The organism is Novosphingobium kaempferiae (assembly GCF_021227995.1).
Taxonomy (GTDB): Bacteria; Pseudomonadota; Alphaproteobacteria; order Sphingomonadales; family Sphingomonadaceae; genus Novosphingobium; species Novosphingobium kaempferiae.
On the sequence record NZ_CP089301.1, the window covers coordinates 5,665,103 to 5,682,500 of the forward strand.

General features: G+C 64.5%; 17 protein-coding genes, 2 rRNA genes and 1 riboswitch (1 of these 20 only partly in view). Of the genes, 6 read left to right on the forward strand and 13 right to left on the reverse strand.

What is annotated here, in order from left to right; all coding sequences use genetic code 11:
• Positions 1-34: 34 nt before the first annotated feature.
• Complete coding sequence (locus tag LO787_RS25890; RefSeq protein WP_232493829.1) at positions 35-247, reverse strand: hypothetical protein; 213 nt, start codon at positions 245-247, stop codon at positions 35-37.
• Positions 248-545: 298 nt separating this feature from the next.
• Between LO787_RS25890 and LO787_RS25895 the strand changes: the two genes are divergently transcribed.
• The 3 genes from LO787_RS25895 to LO787_RS25905 are packed head-to-tail and all read left to right on the forward strand — an operon-like array spanning position 546 to position 3,442.
• Positions 546-1,502: a hypothetical protein gene (locus LO787_RS25895; protein ID WP_232493830.1), complete on the forward strand. Its 957-nt coding sequence runs from the start codon at positions 546-548 to the stop codon at positions 1,500-1,502.
• 18 nt (positions 1,503-1,520) lie between these two features.
• A complete protein-coding gene (locus tag LO787_RS25900) occupies positions 1,521-2,462 on the forward strand; it encodes a surface-adhesin E family protein (RefSeq protein WP_232493831.1) in 942 nt (313 codons plus the stop codon).
• Entirely contained in the window at positions 2,447-3,442 is a 996-nt protein-coding gene (locus tag LO787_RS25905) for a tetratricopeptide repeat protein (RefSeq protein WP_232493832.1), read from the forward strand. The genes LO787_RS25900 and LO787_RS25905 overlap by 16 nt, the downstream gene beginning before the upstream one ends.
• A 106-nt stretch (positions 3,443-3,548) precedes the next feature.
• On the opposite strand, the gene LO787_RS25910 is transcribed toward LO787_RS25905, so the two are convergent.
• Both LO787_RS25910 and LO787_RS25915 read right to left on the reverse strand, forming a co-directional pair.
• Positions 3,549-4,004: a cupin domain-containing protein gene (locus LO787_RS25910; RefSeq protein WP_232493833.1), complete on the reverse strand. Its 456-nt coding sequence runs from the start codon at positions 4,002-4,004 to the stop codon at positions 3,549-3,551.
• A gap of 41 nt (positions 4,005-4,045) precedes the next feature.
• Positions 4,046-5,113: an alpha/beta fold hydrolase gene (locus LO787_RS25915; protein WP_232493834.1), complete on the reverse strand. Its 1,068-nt coding sequence runs from the start codon at positions 5,111-5,113 to the stop codon at positions 4,046-4,048.
• Between LO787_RS25915 and LO787_RS25920 the strand changes: the two genes are divergently transcribed.
• Positions 5,112-6,035 (forward strand): LysR family transcriptional regulator, encoded by a 924-nt coding sequence (locus LO787_RS25920; protein ID WP_232493835.1) that lies wholly within the window; start codon positions 5,112-5,114, stop codon positions 6,033-6,035. The genes LO787_RS25915 and LO787_RS25920 overlap by 2 nt on opposite strands.
• Before the next feature lie 80 nt (positions 6,036-6,115).
• On the opposite strand, the gene LO787_RS25925 is transcribed toward LO787_RS25920, so the two are convergent.
• Complete coding sequence (locus LO787_RS25925) at positions 6,116-6,823, reverse strand: hypothetical protein (protein ID WP_232493836.1); 708 nt, start codon at positions 6,821-6,823, stop codon at positions 6,116-6,118.
• Positions 6,824-6,964: 141 nt separating this feature from the next.
• Here LO787_RS25925 and LO787_RS25930 point away from each other — a divergent pair, with 141 nt between their 5' ends.
• Together LO787_RS25930 and LO787_RS25935 are read left to right on the forward strand one after the other, a co-directional pair.
• Positions 6,965-7,231: a hypothetical protein gene (locus tag LO787_RS25930; protein ID WP_232493837.1), complete on the forward strand. Its 267-nt coding sequence runs from the start codon at positions 6,965-6,967 to the stop codon at positions 7,229-7,231.
• On the forward strand, positions 7,225-7,572 hold the full coding sequence (locus LO787_RS25935) for a flagellin (protein WP_420847778.1): 348 nt from the start codon (positions 7,225-7,227) through the stop codon (positions 7,570-7,572). The genes LO787_RS25930 and LO787_RS25935 overlap by 7 nt, the downstream gene beginning before the upstream one ends.
• A 244-nt stretch (positions 7,573-7,816) precedes the next feature.
• Here LO787_RS25935 and LO787_RS25940 read toward each other — a convergent pair whose 3' ends face one another.
• The 9 genes from LO787_RS25940 to LO787_RS25980 all read right to left on the reverse strand — a co-directional run.
• A complete protein-coding gene (locus LO787_RS25940; RefSeq protein WP_232493838.1) occupies positions 7,817-8,878 on the reverse strand; it encodes a HoxN/HupN/NixA family nickel/cobalt transporter in 1,062 nt (353 codons plus the stop codon).
• Between the two features lie 193 nt (positions 8,879-9,071).
• A riboswitch (cobalamin riboswitch) is annotated at positions 9,072-9,313 on the reverse strand.
• A 63-nt stretch (positions 9,314-9,376) separates the two neighbouring features.
• Entirely contained in the window at positions 9,377-9,778 is a 402-nt protein-coding gene (locus LO787_RS25945; RefSeq protein WP_232493839.1) for a nuclear transport factor 2 family protein, read from the reverse strand.
• Positions 9,775-10,185 carry a nuclear transport factor 2 family protein gene (locus LO787_RS25950; protein ID WP_232493840.1) on the reverse strand — a complete coding sequence of 137 codons (411 nt, stop codon included), beginning with the start codon at positions 10,183-10,185 and terminating at the stop codon, positions 9,775-9,777. Before LO787_RS25950 ends, LO787_RS25945 begins: the two co-directional genes overlap by 4 nt.
• Positions 10,186-10,701: 516 nt before the next feature.
• Positions 10,702-11,514: a flagellar motor protein MotB gene (locus LO787_RS25955; protein WP_232493841.1), complete on the reverse strand. Its 813-nt coding sequence runs from the start codon at positions 11,512-11,514 to the stop codon at positions 10,702-10,704.
• A gap of 3 nt (positions 11,515-11,517) precedes the next feature.
• Positions 11,518-12,381: a flagellar motor stator protein MotA gene (motA, locus tag LO787_RS25960; RefSeq protein WP_232493842.1), complete on the reverse strand. Its 864-nt coding sequence runs from the start codon at positions 12,379-12,381 to the stop codon at positions 11,518-11,520.
• Between the two features lie 115 nt (positions 12,382-12,496).
• Positions 12,497-13,417, reverse strand: a complete 921-nt coding sequence (locus LO787_RS25965) for a flagellin N-terminal helical domain-containing protein (protein WP_232493843.1) — start codon at positions 13,415-13,417, stop codon at positions 12,497-12,499.
• 7 nt (positions 13,418-13,424) lie between these two features.
• Entirely contained in the window at positions 13,425-14,762 is a 1,338-nt protein-coding gene (gene flgK, locus LO787_RS25970) for a flagellar hook-associated protein FlgK (RefSeq protein ID WP_232493844.1), read from the reverse strand.
• Positions 14,763-15,027: 265 nt separating this feature from the next.
• Positions 15,028-15,142, reverse strand: a 5S ribosomal RNA gene (gene rrf / locus LO787_RS25975).
• Positions 15,143-15,307: 165 nt separating this feature from the next.
• Positions 15,308-17,398 (reverse strand): 23S ribosomal RNA (locus LO787_RS25980) (it continues 701 nt past the right edge of the window).

Genomic DNA, 17,398 nt, shown 5'->3' on the forward strand with positions numbered 1-17,398 from the left:
TTGCAAAGCACTCCCCGACCCGGTCGATGGCGGATTACTCATGAGTTCCGGCCTGCCAGCGCAGCGACAGCCATGCGAGCAGATAGTCGTACCATGCACGGGCGAGATCACGTTGCGCTTCAAGGCCCTGCCGCTCCGCATCCAGGGCATCGAGATTGGTGCGTCCACCGCCGCCGAAAGTTCCACCAATATCGATCGCATCCGACACAAGAGCCGTGACGGAGCTTGCCAGCTCAACATCATTCAAGTTACGAAGAAATATGTGATTTCCGCCTCATTTGGACATGCCGCTACCGAACGCGGCCATCCCATCGGATTCGGCTGTCGCACAACCAAACCGATGACGAGGTCCAAAGGGTGAGGTGGTGACATTGCCAGTGGCACGATGGATTCCGGCGGTCGCCGCATGCTTGTTTGCATCCGCCGCTATCGCTCAGCCCGAACATCAACTTGCGCACGGACCAAGCTTTTCCTGCGCGGCCGCGCGCACGGCGACGGAGCGGGCGATCTGTACCGATCCGGCGCTTGCGGCGGCGGATCGGGAAATGGCCGCACTCTTCGCGCTCTCCCGCGAAAGCGCATTCGGCAACGGCCCGTCCAGTGAACTGGCCGCGCAGCGTCAGGCGCTCAAGCGGATGCGTGATTGCGAGGGGACGGAGATCCGCAAGTGCCTCAAGACCACTTATGCCGAACGCAACGGCGCGCTTGCCGTTGCCGCGCTGATGCATGCTCCCGACCGGGCTCTGCCGGTGCTGCGCCGCCTCGACCCGCAGTTCGCGCCGGTGCTGGAAGCGGTGGTGCTCTGGGCGCAGGAGCCCGTCGATGCCGACTGGTCGGACGCCGGGCGGGCCGGTGTCCGGGCGCGCATCACCGCCCTTATCTCGCCCTACCTGACCCGGATGAGCACGGACGAGGGCCAGTCTTACGGCTGGTCGATCCTTTCCGAACCCTACGGAGATTCTCCAAAGGTCAGGACGACGAGTGACCTGTTCGCCAGCGAGCGCCACTTTGCCGCGTTCCTCAACGTGCTCGGCCCCTATCTCGACGACAATGTGGGCGGCATCGAGCGTAACCTGCCGTGCGGGGCGATCGTGCGCCATCCGGCGCTGATCGGGGCGACGGAGCCGGTGTTCGGCTCCACCATGGACAACTTCGTGCTACGCAACGACTGCGAGCAGGCCCTGCCACCGGCCCCGGCGCTGGACGCACTCGCCGCGAAGATCCTGGGCACCTGGCCGGACTGCGACGGGACGATACGCTTCGCCGCTTACCGCTCGTACCAGACCGCACTCGACCGTGCGCGACTGGGGCAGGCACCGCATGAAGCCAAGCCTCAGACCGCCGCTCCCGATGGCGTGCCTGCCGCCACCGTCGAGGCCGCGCGCAGCGAACTGGCGCGCTACTACGCCACCTATCTCGAAAAGTCCGCGAGCGACGCCGCCACGATGGCCACCGACGCCATCTCCGGCGTCGTGTCGACCGCCCACAACTGCGGCACCTGAACTGATCGGGAGAATTCGATGAAATCGGCAGTTCTTGGCATCGCATTCGGCCTTAGCGCCCTGCTGCCCTCCTCAGCTCAGGCCCGGTCGTCCGAATGGTGGTACGTGGCGCAGGCGGCGGACAAGGTGCTGTTCATCGACGTAGGCTCGATCCGGCGGGACGGCGACACGGTGCGCTACGAAGCCAGCCAGATCCTGCGCGAGTCCGGCAACCCGGCCGCATCCCTGCGTGCCTGGATGATCACCGACTGCCGCAAGCGGACCGAAAGCTGGGATCTGTACTTGCGCTACGGCCCCCAGGACGAGCGTCTCGACGAGACTGCGCTCAGTTCTCCGGACCCGGAGCCGGTCGTCCCCGGAACGTTGGGTGATGCCCAGATGCAGTTCGTATGCGCCTCCGACCATAGCGCAACCGATGGCTTTCCCCTCAAGATCGACGAGGTCGCCTTCGCCGAGGCCCTGATCACCGATACCGCAGCCAGCGAACCACCCGCTGCCATGCACGAACGGATGCGCGCCGATCCCAGGGTGCCGGTCATCCGCTCCACAGCGCCCGCGCCGGATACCTTCGGCACTCCGCAACACACCATGGCGGGCGATGCAGTAGTTCCGCCGCGCGACTATGCAAAGGGCACCGCCCTGCCCGACCCGAAGAACTACGATACCGACGAGAGCGGAACGATCTACGACATCGCCTATATCGGGATCGAAGATGGCCAAATGACCTTCGAGCAGCGCGGCTACAGCATCAATGATCTGGCCCACGCCGGCAGCGCCCAGACAATGCGCTTCCCGGCTTCGCAGAAGTCCGTTCGCATCGCCGACATCATGATCGACGTGATCGAGGCCGACGCCCAAAACCTGAGCTTCCGGGCCAGACTGTCGCCAGAGCCGGAGAGCGGCCCAGAGAACAACGACGCGCCCTTCCCCTGCCTCGACCCGGCGTGCACGCCGCGCTGATGCCACGGATACAGGGACGGATCGCGGCTGCCGTGACCGCCTCGTTTCTGGCTGTGACCACGCCAACCGTGGGCGCACAACCGGACCCGAATGACGGCTCTGCAGCTTCCATTGACAGGCTGGATGCTGCCTGCGGCCAGAATGACGCGGACGCGTGCACCCGCCTCGGCCATCGATACGACGAAGGCGACGAGGTTACCGTCGACCCGAATCGTTCGATCCGGCACTTCGCCAGAGGATGCGCCCTCGGCGGCATGGCCGCCTGCACCATGGCCGGACTTGCCTACACGCGCGGTCTGGGTGTGGAGCGATCCCCGCAGCATGCCGCATCCTACTATGCGCTGGCATGCGACGGCGGAGATGCAACGGGGTGCTCCAACCTCGGTCTTGCCTATGTGAAGGGGGACGGCGTCGCCATGAATGCCCCCTACGCCGTCTCTCTGTTTACACAGGCATGCGAGGCGAACGCGCGGGCTGGCTGCGCGAACCTTGCCGCGGCCTATGCGCTGGGCACCGGCGTGGCACGCAATCCACGGCGGGCAGCCGGGCTGCTCGAGCAGGCCTGTCATGAAGGCGATCAGCACGCCTGTTACAACCTCGGCGTGCTCTACCGCGACGGAATGGGCGTCAGACGAGATCACCGCCGGGCGATCGCGCTGTTCACACAATCCTGCGAAGCCCAGGATCCGAGTGCATGCGGTAACCTCGGGACAATGACGAACAAGGGCCAAGGCATTCGCAGGGACCGGCAGCACGCCCTGGATCTCTTCGAAAAAGCCTGTGACCTTGGCGCAGTGGAGGGCTGCTTTTCGCTGGCAGAGGCCTACCAGACCGGGGAAGGCCGCGACCAGGACAGAAGCAAAGCCATCGCCCTGCTCCGGCGAACTGTGACCCTCGACCCCACTAGCACGTCTGCCACGCGCGCCAGAAAGGCTCTCGCCAGAATAGGCGCCTCAGTCACCGACGATGCGCGGGACTGAACCGATCCGCTAGACCCACCGACGGCACTCTGGCGCAGGTTCAACCGACTTTCCCGGCGACGAAATTACCGCATTTCCTTTCGCAGGATCGGCAGCCCTGCGAGGCTTAGCGGCGCGGCACATTCGTCGCCTCGACATAGTCCGTGCTCGTCGGACCATAGCCGGAGATTGCGACGATGGCCTCCTCGTCGCCCGTCATGGCGAAATGGTTCGCACCGGCGGGCTCCGTATAGAAACTTCCTGGCGAGAGCAGTTTGAAGGCCGCGTCCGACGCCCGGTCGCCATAGCCGAGCGACCATTGCCCTGATACGACAATGGCGGACCGATCGTCCCGATGACTGTGCGCGGCTATCCGGGTGTGCGCCGGCACGCGAATCTCGATCGTGTAGGGGCCCTGCTTGGTCGGGTCGCCCGAGAGCACGATACTCTGTATACCCGCGACCCCGGAGGTTCCCGCACCGGGGCCGACCTTCGCCAGCGCGTCGATGTCCGCGGGAGTCAGCCTGATCGGTATTTCACCCGCGGAGGCACCGCCGCCCGCAAGGAGGAAGAGCAACGCCACGATCCCCGTTGCCCGGGCCCGAGGGCTATCGAACCGGCCGCTCACTTGCCGCCCCGTAGAAAGGTCGAGACCATGTCGATAGTCGCCTTGGGCTGTTCCTCCATCAGCCAATGGCCAGCGTCGGGCACCACGCCTTCGGTCACGTTGGTCGCGGCGTAGCGCATGACGGTCGCCATCATCGGGCCGAACGACTTCTCGCCGCCGATCGCAAGGACAGGCATCGTCAGCTTCCCTTCAGCCAGGAATGCCTTGTCGTCGATCGCATCCTGATCGAAGGCCGCAAATTGCGCGAAACCCGAATGCATCGCGCCCGGCTGCGCATAGAGGCTGGCATAATGTTCACGGGAGGCTTCGCTGAACTTGGCCGGGGTGGCCGAGAACTCGTTCCAGAACCGGTCGAGGTAGATGCGTTCGCGCCCTGCCACCAACCGCTCCATGTCCGGCCCGCCGAAACGGAAGTGCCAGAGCAGCGGGTTCTTCAAAATCTCCTCCCACGGTCCGACCCCGGGCAGCGGCGCATCCATGAGGACGAAGCGCTTGACCCGGTCGCGGTTCTGCGCCGCGAAGGCATAGCCGACCATATTGCCGATATCATGAGTGACGAGGTCGACCTGGTCGATCTTCAACGCGTCGAGCAGACCGGCCATGTCGGACCCCTGCGTCTTCTTGTCGTAACCCGATGCAGGCTTGGCGGAGAGGCCCATGCCTCGCAGATCGGGCACGATCACGGTGTGATCGCGCATCAATTCACGCGCAAGCGGCGCCCACATGTCGCCCGTCTCGCCATAGCCATGGAGCAGCAGGACCGCCGGTCCCTTCCCGCCGATCCGCACATGCAGCGTCGTCCCGTCGGTCGGGATTTCCTTCGTCTGGAAAGCGGGCGGAAAGACGAAGTCCTGGGCGGCGGCCGACAATGGTACCAGCGTCATGCCGCACAGCATCAAAGACAAGGCAAATAGCTTCATGATCTCCCCCCATCCGACGTCAAAAGTCCGGTAGATGGCTGCATGCCTTGCTTGGCACCGGCTCGCTCTTGATCTTATGCTTGGGCCGAAACGATCAGGGTAGGTCGGAAAAACCGAACCAATAATCCGGGAAAGGCGAACCATGAAGCTAGACGGTCTCATCGCTTTCGTGACGGTGGCGGACTGTGGATCCGTCAATGCAGCGGCGCGGCAGCTTCGCCTGTCAAAGTCGGCAGTGAGCGAACGACTGACCGAACTGGAACATGCGATGGGCGCCCGGTTGCTGAGCCGCAACAGCCGCCAGCTTGCTCTGACGGAAGACGGCATGGCACTGCTCGATCGCGCGCGGCGGATCGTTGCGGAGACGAACGAGGCCAAGGAGGATCTGGCGCGGCGGCGAGGCGAAATATCAGGACCGCTGCGCATCGCCGTGCCGCGCGCCTTTGGCGACCTGCATCTCGGACCGATCCTCTATGATTTCATGCACCGTTATCCGGACGTCAGCGTCACCGCCGACTTCGACGACCGGATCAGCGATCTGGGCAGCAGCTTCGACGCATTGGTGCGGATCGCCCCTGCGGATCTCCCAAAAATGGCGAGCGAACGCCTTACCATCAGCCGCCGCACTCTGGTGGCCGCCCCTTCCTATCTGGATCGCCACGGCCGGCCGGAAACGGTCGATCAGCTGGAGCAGCACAAGGCCATTCACTATATGGAGCGCGGCCCCGACGACTGGACGTTCAAGGCCGAGATTGAACGCGTCGTCGCACGCGTTTCGCCAAGGCTCCGGGTCACTTCCTGTTATGCCATGCGCGACGCGGCCATTGCGGGCCTCGGCATTGCGTGGCTTCCGACTTTTCACAGCTACAGGGCGGTCAGGGACGGGGCACTTGAAATACTGGAGATTGGCGTCGATCCCGATGTGACTCCGATCAAGATCGCCTATCACAACGGGCCTGGGCCGTCGGCCAAGATGCGGGCACTGATCGATCATCTGAAACTGGGCTTCGGCGATCCGCCCTATTGGGATAACGGCCTGAACTTTCAGGCAGCCGCAGCCGTGTAGATGTCGGGGGATCACCACCGACCCAACTGAGATAGCGACGAGCGCCTCGTTGATCGACTGAGCGCGGCGGCGCGGACCGGCTAATCCGGCGCCACGGACGACCTGCGAAAACGCATCGTGCCTTCCGGTCGATGCAGGGTCAGCCCGTCCGTCGAAATGTCCGCGACCACTCCGGTCAGGTCGGCAACCCCGAAATCGTTGGGGATCAGGTCGAACGTCGCGACGGTCCCTGCCCGCGCATCGAGAGGCAATCGTTCGGAGCGCAGCCGATAGCCTGGCATCGCGAAGGTCACGAAACGCGGGACACGCGTTTCGTCCGCAGGAAGCTGCCACGCGCTGCCATTTGTGTAATCCTGCAAGGACTCCCCGCTGTCGAAATCGATCCGGAAATCGACGCCCGGCACGTCGGCACCGTTCGGAGCCACAACTCTGAACGCAAAGGGCTCGCCCGGAGCGACGTCGACGCGCCCGGCTGTTATCGTCGGCGCAACGGGGCGCGGGTCGCTAGTCAGTTCGATGTGGCCGCCAGCCTGCACCCAGCGCCCTTTCGCCCGTTCATCAAGCGAGCCGACCGTCAGACCATATTCGAACGTTCCGTCTTCGTTGAGCCGGATACCCGCCACCAGCTCCATTTCGGAATGCACGTATTCACCCGCCGGCGACATTGCCTCGGATTGCGCAGGCACCGATGCTGAGGGTGAGGACTGCGCGACGGCGGACTGCAAGGGTGAAAGCGCAAGCAAAAGCGCGGCGCTGCAACGCCCGATTTTTACCGATCTGACTGCCAAAACCCATCGCTCCTGTCAGTTCTCACCGGACCTTAGCCGGCACCGGACTATTTGCTTCGTTGAATTTGTTCTGAAATCCTGTTCGCGTACTGGTCTTTTCAATCCGGCTTCGACACTATGCGAAGACGAAGGGGGAAGTCGATGCGTAAGAGGTACTCTGGCTGGGCGGCCTTGCTCGCGTCTGTTTCCGTCTCGCTGGCGGCACAGGAAGCTCCCCTCCCCACGACGCCGAATACACAGGGCGACCTGTCGATCACCATCTACAACAGCGACGTGGCACTGGTGCAGGACATACGCACGCTGAACCTCGGCAACGGGCGCGTGCGGCAGGACTTTCCGGACGTCAGCGCCCAGATTCGCCCTGCGACGGTTTCGCTCACTCGCAGGGCGGCCAGCAGGTCGTGTTGACCTCCAAGGCGATCGACGGCACCAAGGTTTCGGCGACCGCGCTCGACGTGACGACGGCCGCGCTCGCCGCGACCACGCTCACTAACGTCGACGCCGCGCTGACCGACGTGAACGCTACCCGCGCCTCGCTCGGCGCCGGCCAGAACCGCCTCGAATCGGCGATCAACACCCTGACCAACACGGTCACCAACCTGTCGGACGCCCGCAGCCGCATCGAGGACGCGGACTATTCGTCCGAGACCACGCAGATGGCCAAGGCGCAGATCCTCTCGCAGGCCTCCACCGCCATGCTCGCTCAGGCCAACCAGAGCCAGCAGAACGTCCTCTCGCTGCTGCGCTAAGAGACTGAGCCGGACAGCAGCATAGAGCCTCCCGTCCCCCGGAAGGCCCGGAAAGCCCGGCGGCTACCCATGGCCGCCGGGCTTTTTGCATTCCTCCCCCACCGGGGGAGGGGGACCATGCGAAGCATGGTGGAGGGGCACCATCGGGATCGCGTGCGCTCCAAGGACAGCACCTTCTCGGGCGCGCGCCGCAAGGTCGGGTGATCCGCCGCGTGCCCATCCACCACCCCGTCCCGGGGAGGAGCTACCCCTCGCTGCGCACTTCGACCGCATCGAGCCCGCCCCAGCGCCAGATTGCCCAACTCACCAGCCAGCACACCACGAACAGCCCGATGATGAGGAAGCCGAGCGTGTTGAAATGCTCGGACAGTGCGCTAGCGCCGGACCAGACGCCGCCTTCCAGTCCGAACTTCTCGGACAGCAGCGCCGCCGTCTGGATCGATCCGATCACCAGCGCCACCATGGCCGAGATCGCGGTAATGACGATGTTGTAGTAGAGCTTGCGCAGCGGCTTCACGAAGGCCCATTCGTAGGCGCCCAGCATGATGACGCCGTCGGCGGTGTCGACCAGCGCCATGCCTACCGCGAACAGCACCGGGAACACCAAGACCGCTCCCAGCGAGATGCCGTCCGCTGCATGCGCGCCCGACAGGCCGAGGATGGCGACTTCGGTGGCGGTGTCGAATCCCAGCCCGAACAGGAAGCCGAGCGGGGCCATGTGCCATGCATGGTGCACCAGCCGGAAGACGGGGCGCAGGATGCGTGCGATGAGGCCGCGCCCCGCAAGCAGCATGTCGAGGTCTTCCTCCACATACGTCCCGCCGCGCCGCACCTGCTGGAAGCGCTGCCAGACACCGCGCAGGATCGCGAGGTTCATGATGGCGATGACGAAGAGGAACGTCGCGGATATCACCGTCGCGATCACCCCGCCCGAGCGGCCGAACGCCTCGAAATCGTCGAGCGTGCTGGCGGCGAGCGCGATGGTGGTTGCCGCGATCAGGACGATGGCGGAGTGGCCCACCGCGAACCACAGCCCCACGGTGATCGGGCGCTGGCCCTCCTGCATGAGCTTGCGCGTGACGTTGTCGATCGCGGCGATGTGATCGGCGTCGACCGCGTGGCGCAGGCCGAGGCTCCAGGCGAGCAGCGCGGTGCCGAGCATCACCGGGTTGGCGTGGAACAGGCTGAAGGCCCAGCCCCATGCCAGCAGGTTGGCCGCGACGAGCGCGGCGAAGAGCACGCCGATGCGGCTCTTCAGGGAAGCAGCGCCGCGTGTCGGCGCGGGCGAAGAATATCGGGAAGCCAAGTGTCATATCCCCGTCGGCGTCAGCGATCCTGACGGGGAGCCTGCCGCGCCCGGGAACCCCTTGCGCGACTCGGCGGATTGATGCCGGACGGACGCCGGTCAGCGCCCGGCATCGCCTGCCGGTGCGGCCCCCGCCGCACATGCGTCGCTCAGACGGAGTGTTCCGTGCCTTGGCCAACCCCTGGGCCACGGCAAGAGCGACCAGACGCCGGCAGGTCTCCTGGCTCATGGGTCATCGCTTGATGCATGGCCTTCCCGGGCCTCGCATGTCGCAGCGTCCGGCCCAGTGGCTGCCGGCGTCCCCCTTCGGTCGCCGGCCTATGCATCGCGCTCGCCACTTACAGTTGCAGGGACAGCCCCGGATTCGAGGGGGAACCCCTCTCACCGCGTTCCCTATTAAGCCCCTTGCGGGACACCGGCGCGATCTGTCGCCAGGGCTCCGAACGGAACCCTGACGGAGGCGTTCGTAGGCCGGGGAACGCGCGGCGGCAAGAGGGGCTATTCGGCGATGTTCATCGCATAGGTGCGCCGGGCGAAGCGCCAGCGACCTTCGTGGCGGACCAGTTCGTCGTCATAGCGGGCGGCGAACTTCATCACCTTGCCCTCGATCCGCGCGATCTCGCGGACGTGGCAGCGCGCGCTCGCGGTGTCGCCCGCGACGTGGATGGCACCGGGCATGGCGAAGAAGACCATCGCGTCCATCGTCGTGAACAGGTCGTCCCATGTCCGCGACAGGGCTTCATGGCCCCGCACTTCGGCATGGATGGTGGTCCAGATGGCGTCGGGCGTCCAGCAATCGAGCCACTGCGCCTTGTCGATGCGCGATGCGGCGTCGGCGTAAGTTTCCATCAGTTCGCGGATGGCGGCGCGGTCCTCCGTCGGGCCGGAGAAGGCGGTCATGCGGGGAACTCGCCGATGGTGAGGGTGTAGTCGCGGCGGGCGAACTTCCATTCTCCGTCGATGCGCACCAGCGCATCCTCGTAGCGGCCGCAAAGCTTGAACACCGCGCCTTCATGCGTCTGCACGACTTCGCGGGCATAGCTGCGCACGGCAGCGGCATGGCCCGCGATCTCAATCGAGCCGATCTCGGCAAGGAAGGCGACCGCGCTCCAGTCCTTCCACAACCCGTCCCACGTTTCCGCCAGCGCGGCGTGGCCCTCGGCATCGAACAGGTGGCTGGTCCAGCGGCCCTCAGGCGCGAAGGTGGAGAGCCACAGCGCCCGGTCCCCGCGCCAGCTGGCGTCGGCGTAAGTGCCGTACAACTCGCGGATGGCGAGGCGGTCCTCGACCGGGCCGGTGAATGGCATGGCGTGCTCTCTCCCCTTTTGGCGGGGAGGGTGGGGTGGGCTGCGGGATCAGGCAAGCAAGGGGGGATCGCCGGGGCGCATTCTTGTTCGTCGTCCCGGGCGCGATCCGGGACCGCTGGCTGTGAACAGCCGACCTGCCGTTGTTCCGCCGGGGGCTTCGACAAGCTCAGCCTGAGCGGGAGCACCCACTTTCGTCATTGCGAGCGTAGCGAAGCAATCCAGCAGTAGCGCGTAACGCTGGATTGTTTCGCTACGCTCGCAATGACGGAAATCTCTATTTTCCGCTCAGGCTGAGCTTGTCGAAGCCCCATCGGCGAGGCACCGCCTAAAGACGGCCAGCGGTCCCGATCTGCGCCGGGATGACGGCATTCTGCCCTCCACTCCCGTCGCCTCTGCGGAGGCAGGGGCCCATCAGGTCTTTCGCCACGACGCCTTGCTCACCGTGAGGCAGCAAGGCTGGGATGGGCCGCTGCCTGCGCAGGGGCGACGGGGTGTTTTGGGAGGAGAGCGCCCCCCTCAATCCATCAGCGTGATCGAAATCCGCCGGTTCCGCGGGTCATGCGGATCGCCGGGGATGAGCAGTTCGCGGTCCGCCACGCCCTCGATGCGGCGGAAGCGGTCTTCGGCGATGCCGTCGCGCATCAGGGCCTGACGGGTCGCCTCGGCGCGGCCGGCGGAAAGCGACCAGTTGTTGCCCACGGTGCCCGGTCGGTAGGGCAGCGCGTCGGTATGGCCGCGCACGGTCAGGCCGCCGTTGGAATCCTCCAGCGCCTGCCCCAGCGCTTCGAGAAGGTCGCTCGCCTCGCCGGTCAGCACCGTGGTGCCCATGCGGAACATCGAGAAATTGGCGTCGTCCACCAGGTCGATGCGGATGCCCTCGGTGGTGTCGACCATGCGCACCTGCCGGGCCAGCTTGCGCAGGCGTTCGGTAGAGGCGAGCTTCCTTTCCACCGCCGCGCGGGTGCGCTTGGCGCCTTCCTTGGGGCCGCCGGTGGCATCGCGCGGCACGGTGATCGCCTTGTTGCCGCTGCCGCCGGGATGCGGCAGCTTGTCCTGCGCGGTCAGCGACGTGCCGCCGAGCAGGCCGGTGCCGGATCCCGACCCGGACTTGAGGTTCTTGACCAGCGTGGGCGAGAAGTAGTCGGCGATGCCCTTCCTCTGCTTCTCGGTCGTGGCGCCGAGGATCCACAGCAGCAGGAAGAACGCCATCATCGCGGTCACGAAGTCCGCATAGGCGACCTTCCACGCGCCTCCGTGGTGACCGCCCGCGACGACGGTCACTTTCTTGACGATGATCGGCCGGACCGGCTCTTCGGGCTTCTTCGCCATAGGCTACTTGCCGCGCATCGCGTCGAGCAGGTCGGACAGGCTGGGCCGGAACGCATGACCGAGGCCCGAGCGTGCGCTTTCGACCACCAGCGGTTGCGGCCAGCCGTGGAGGCTGGCGATGATGACCTGCTTCACCGCGTGGAAGATCTGCTCGTCGGCTTCCAGCACCTGCTTGAGACGGCCCGCCATCGGCGCGACGATGCCGTAGGCCAGCAGCACGCCCATGAACGTGCCGACGAGGGCAGAGCCGATCATCTCGCCCAGGATCGAAGGCGGCTTGTCGATCGAGCCCATCGTCTTCACCACGCCCAGCACGGCGGCGACGATGCCCAGCGCGGGCAGCGCGTCGGCCAGCCCCTGCAGCGCGTGCTGCGCCTCGTGCTCCTCATGAAAGTGGGTCTTGAGGCCGTTGTCGATCACGTCCTCCACCGCGTGGACTTCCAGCGTGCCGGAGGAGACGACGATCAGCGTCAGCGTATCGGCGATGACGTGGATCAGCGCGTCGTTGGCGAGGAGGCGGGGAAATTCGGCGAAAATGGCGGAAGATTTCGGGTCGGAAACGTGGCTTTCCAGCGCCACCGGGCCTTCGGTGCGCAGCATCTTCATCAGTCGCGCGGTCAGGATGATGGCGTCGATGTGGTCCTGCTTGTTGTGCTTCGGCCCCTTGAAGACCTTCACCGCGCCGCCGCCGATGCCCTTGAGTTCGTGCATGGAATTGCCCGTCACCACCGCGCCGATGGCGGCGCCGCCGATGATCAGCATCTCGTGCGGAATCGCGTGCATCACCGGGCCGAGCGCGCCGCCGGTGATGGCGAAGCCGCCGAAGACCATCACCAGCAGGATGACGACGCCGATGATTGCGAACATGAAGGACTCCGGGAACCTGGATCGGGATGGTCACACCATCGTGGGGGGCTTCGACAAGCTCAGCCTGAGCGGATTTGGAGGTATCTCTCCTTGCGACTCCGATCCCTTCGCACCCTCATCGCAGCTGATCGAACAGGGACAGGCTGGCGACGCGGCCGAAGCTGGCCTGGCTGGCGTCGAGCACGGTCAGCGTCTCCTGCAGGCGCAGGATCGTGGTGGCGAGGTCGGTGCCGCCAAGGTCCGCTTGCTCGGTCGAGCGCAGTTCCGACAGGTCGGTGCGGCGGTCGCCGGTTAGGTCGATCCAGTTGAGGCGGCTGCCGATAACGGTCTGCGCGGTGGTGAGGGTATCGACGCTGGTCTGGAGCCCCGCCAGCGCGTCCGAGGCCACCGAAGCGCCGCCGCCTGCCTTCAGCGCATCGGACAGCGCCTTGATCGTCGCCATCACGTCGGTCGCGTTGCCGTTCGCGTCGGTGAAGGAGAGCACCTGCGGCCCGGTCATCGACCGGGCGACGCTCTGCCCTTCGCCCAGCGGCAGGTCTTCGGCCTGCGCGGTGCCGATGTAGACGGCGTTCCCGGCGGCATCGAGGCGATAGGCGTCGCCCGTCGCCTCGCCCCCGAACAGCGCATGGCCGTTGGAATCGCGCGCGTTGGACAGCGCCAGCAGGTTGGTGTGGATCTGCTCCAGCTCCGCCGCGATCGACTGGCGCTGTTCGCCGGTGAGGGTGGAGGAGGCGGCCTGCGTCGCCAGTTCCTTGGCGCGGATCACGGCGTCGGCCATGTCCTCGATCGCGCCGCCCGCCAGCGAGAGGTCGGCATTGGCGCGGTCGGCGTTGGCGGTGTCGATCTGCGAGAGCGACTCCAGCCGCTGCAATGCCCGCAGGCGCGACGCGGCGACCGGGTTGTCCGAGGACCGGCTGAGCTTCGATCCGCTGTCCAGCTGCGACTGGAGCGCTTCCGCCTGTGCGCGCAGGCCGTTCATGCCGCTGCGGGCGCGCTCGAAGAAGGCGCCGGTACTGGTGGAGATGGTGGTCGACATGGCTGGCTTACCTCAGCGTGAGGATGGAATCGAAGAGGTCGGACGCGACCTGCATCACCCGCGCCGAGGCTTGATAAGCCTGCTGGAAGCGCACGAGGTTGACCGCCTCGTCATCGAGGTTGACGCCCGCCTGGCTCTGGAGGGAGACTTTGGCGCTGCTGGCGATGGAATCGAGCGCGTCGCGCGTGATCTTGCGACCGGCGACCGCGCTGGAGACGTCGAACAGCAGCGTGTCCATCGCTCCCGCCGGGTTGGCTGAGGCCATGGCCGACCGCATCGTGCTGAGGTTGCCCGCGTCGCGGCTGTTCGCCGGGGAGCCTGCGGGCGCGGTGGCGATCGCGCCGCCGCCGGTGGCAACCATCTTCAGGCTCGCGGCGGTATTGCCCGAGAAGATCGGCTGGCCTGCATTGCCCTGCAGGTCCGCGCCGCTGGCCTGCGCGGCGTTGATCGTGCTCACGACGCTGGCGGCGATGTCGTCCAGTTCGGCGCGGGCGTCGCGCAGTTCGATCAGCGCCTGCGCCTTGCCCGCGATCGCGCCGGAGCTGAGCGTCACCGGCTGGCTGTTCACGGTGAAGGCCAGCGTGCCGTCGGCGGCGGTGCTCATGGCGAGGGTGTTCGTGCTCGCGCCCGAGACGAGCGCCGATCCGGTCGGCCCGCCCAGCATGACCGAGACGGTGCGGTCGGGATTGATGGTGGTGGTGATGTCGGCCTGTCCGCTCAGCTGCTCCAGCAGGGCGTCGCGCTGGTCGAGCAGGGCGCTCTGGTCGGACGAGGAATCGCCCGCGCGCATCAGCCGCAGGTTCACGCGCGCCAGTTCGCCCGCCACGCGGTTGACCTGCGTCACCCCGTCCTGCGCCTCGAACGACAGGCCCTTGGCCGCGGAATCGAGGCTTTGCGAGGCGGTGTTGAACGTCTGCGCCATGGTGCGCGCATCCTCGATCACCTTGGCGCGCAGCGAGCCGTCGGTGGGATCGGACACCAGCTGTTGCAGGCTGCCCTCTAAGCCGACGATCGACTTGTAGACGCCGGTCTGCTCCAGCGCGGATTCGACGTTCTCCAGCCCCTGCACTTCGGCGGCGGCGCGGGCGGCGTCGGAGCCGGTGCGACGCACTTCGGCCTGGCGGAAGGTATCGGCGTTGCGCACGATCCCGGTGATCCGCGCGCCCGACAGGTTGATCGCGGTGGGCGCGGCGGCGCTGGACCCGCTGACGACCTCGGACACCGCGACGCTGCGGCGCACGTAGCCGGCGCTCGATGCGTTGGAGATATTGTTGGACGTGACCTCCAGCGCCGCACGGGCGACGCGGACGCCGGACTTGCCGATCGAGAGGAGGTCGGAGGCCATTCGTTTACCTGTGTCCGTGTTCGCGCGCCGGGGCTTCGACAAGCTCAGCCTGAGCGGGGTGGGAGGTGTCGAGGAATAGAACGGCAGCGGGGGTCGCGGTTAAAGGGAATGGCTGCCTTTTCCCCCTCCCGTCGCCCCTGCGAAGGCAGGGCCCCATCCCGAGCTGGCGGCCTCGCAGAGAGCAAGGTGCCGTGGCGATGGACCTGATGGGCTGTCATCATGAATGGGTTTTTGTATCAACGATGCTATGCGCGTCGGCTTCAATGCCTGGCGACGTCCTACTCTTCCGGGGCTTGAGCCACAGTACCATTGGCGCTGTCAGGTTTCACGGCCGAGTTCGAGATGGGATCGGGTGGGTCACTGACGCTATGGTCACCAAGCAATGGAGCCGACGCGTATATGTCGTTGGTTTTTAATCGATGTTGCCCGTGCGGTATGTGTACAGATGTTCTGGCTGGAAGATCGTCCGCCTTCAATGTTCCCGCAAGTTTCCCGTTTTTGCGACTGTGTCGCACGGGGCAGGGTTGTCATTGATGGTGGGATTCATCAAGCATGATCAGAGTTATTAGGACCGGTTAGCTCCATGCGTTACCGCACTTCCACACCCGGCCTATCAACGTGATGGTCTATCACGACTCGAAGATACCTAATCTTGAGGGAGGCTTCCCGCTTAGATGCTTTCAGCGGTTATCCCGTCCATGCATAGCTACCCTGCTGCGCTCCTGGCGGAACGACAGGTACACCAGAGGCATGTTCATCCCGGTCCTCTCGTACTAGGGACAACTCCTCTCAAGTATCGACGCCCACGGCAGATAGGGACCAAACTGTCTCGCGACGTTCTGAACCCAGCTCACGTACCACTTTAATTGGCGAACAGCCAAACCCTTGGGACCTGCTCCAGCCCCAGGATGTGATGAGCCGACATCGAGGTGCCAAACGATTCCGTCGATATGAGCTCTTGGGAATCATCAGCCTGTTATCCCCGGCGTACCTTTTATCCGTTGAGCGATGGCCCTTCCACGAGGGACCACCGGATCACTATGACCGACTTTCGTCTCTGCTCGATTCGTCAATCTCGCAGTCAGGCAGGCTTATGCCATTGCACTCTTGCAGCCGGTTTCCAACCGGCCTGAGCCTACCATCGCGCGCCTCCGTTACTCTTTAGGAGGCGACCGCCCCAGTCAAACTACCCGCCACAGAGGGTCCCCGAACCGGATAACGGTCCTGGGTTAGACATCAGAACATAACAGGGTGGTATTTCACCTATGGCTCCACACCAGCTGGCGCCGGTGCTTCAAAGCCTCCCACCTATGCTACACAATTCTATCCTAATGCCACTCTGAAGCTGCAGTAAAGGTGCACGGGGTCTTTCCGTCTAACCGCGGGTACTCCGCATCTTCACGGAGAATTCAATTTCGCTGAGCATATCCTGGAGACAGTGGGGAAGTCGTTACGCCATTCGTGCAGGTCGGAACTTACCCGACAAGGAATTTCGCTACCTTAGGACCGTTATAGTTACGGCCGCCGTTTACCGGGGCTTCAATTCGGAGCTTGCACTCCTCCTCTTAACCTTCCGGCACCGGGCAGGCGTCAGACCCTATACGTCGTCTTGAAGCCGACTTAGCAGAGTCCTGTGTTTTTGCTAAACAGTCGCTACCCCCTGGCCTGTGCCCCCCGACAGTGCTTGCGCATAGCCGGGGCCTCCTTCTTCCGAAGGTACGGAGGCAATTTGCCGAGTTCCTTCAGGATACTTCTCTCAAGCGCCTTGGTATACTCTACCTGACCACCTGTGTCGGTTTCGGGTACGGTCTATACGGTGGGGCTATTTCCTGGAACCACGTGAAAGCACACTCAATCCAATAAGAGTGTACAATGTAAGTGATCCGTCACACACCACCAGGCCCACGAATATTAACGTGGTTCCCATCGACTACCCCCTTCGGGCTCGTCTTAGGGGCCGGCTCACCCTGCTCAGATTAGCTTTAAGCAGGAACCCTTGGTCTTTCGGCGAGAGGGCATCTCACCCTCTTTATCGCTACTCATGTCAGCATTCGCACTTCCGATACGTCCACCATCGGTTACCCTCTGGCTTCACTCGCCTACGGAACGCTCCGCTACCGCTCAGTCAAAGACTGAACCCTAAGCTTCGGTGCATCACTTTAGCCCCGTTACATTTTCGCCGCAGGAACCCTTGTTTAGACCAGTGAGCTGTTACGCTTTCTTTAAAGGATGGCTGCTTCTAAGCCAACCTCCTGGTTGTTTTGGGATTCCCACATGCTTTCCCACTTAGTGATGACTTGGGGACCTTAGCTGTAGGTTAGGGCTGTTTCCCTTTTGACGACGGACCTTAGCACCCGCCGTCTGTCTGCCGGACTAGACTCGTTGGTATTCGGAGTTTGGTTAGAATTGGTAGATCTCGCGACCCCCGCATCCATCCAGTGCTCTACCCCCAACGGCAAATATCCGACGCTCTACCTCAATAGATTTCGCGGAGAACCAGCTATTTCCCGGCTTGATTGGCCTTTCACCCCTAAACACAACTCATCCGAGAATTTTTCAACATTCACCGGTTCGGTCCTCCAGTGCGTGTTACCGCACCTTCAACCTGGTCATGCCTAGATCGCCGGGTTTCGGGT

Bases quoted from the DNA above. Each gene is read 5' to 3' on its own strand.
- LO787_RS25895 (WP_232493830.1), top strand. From the start codon at position 546: ATGGCCGCACTCTTCGCGCTCTCCCGCGAAAGCGCATTCGGCAACGGC.
- LO787_RS25900 (WP_232493831.1), top strand. From the start codon at position 1,521: ATGAAATCGGCAGTTCTTGGCATCGCATTCGGCCTTAGCGCCCTGCTG.
- LO787_RS25920 (WP_232493835.1), top strand. From the start codon at position 5,112: ATGAAGCTAGACGGTCTCATCGCTTTCGTGACGGTGGCGGACTGTGGA.
- LO787_RS25915 (WP_232493834.1), bottom strand. From the start codon at position 5,113: ATGGTTCGCCTTTCCCGGATTATTGGTTCGGTTTTTCCGACCTACCCT.
- LO787_RS25930 (WP_232493837.1), top strand. From the start codon at position 6,965: ATGCGTAAGAGGTACTCTGGCTGGGCGGCCTTGCTCGCGTCTGTTTCC.
- LO787_RS25945 (WP_232493839.1), bottom strand. From the start codon at position 9,778: ATGACCGCCTTCTCCGGCCCGACGGAGGACCGCGCCGCCATCCGCGAA.
- LO787_RS25950 (WP_232493840.1), bottom strand. From the start codon at position 10,185: ATGCCATTCACCGGCCCGGTCGAGGACCGCCTCGCCATCCGCGAGTTG.
- LO787_RS25955 (WP_232493841.1), bottom strand. From the start codon at position 11,514: ATGGCGAAGAAGCCCGAAGAGCCGGTCCGGCCGATCATCGTCAAGAAA.
- motA (WP_232493842.1), bottom strand. From the start codon at position 12,381: ATGTTCGCAATCATCGGCGTCGTCATCCTGCTGGTGATGGTCTTCGGC.
- LO787_RS25965 (WP_232493843.1), bottom strand. From the start codon at position 13,417: ATGTCGACCACCATCTCCACCAGTACCGGCGCCTTCTTCGAGCGCGCC.
- flgK (WP_232493844.1), bottom strand. From the start codon at position 14,762: ATGGCCTCCGACCTCCTCTCGATCGGCAAGTCCGGCGTCCGCGTCGCC.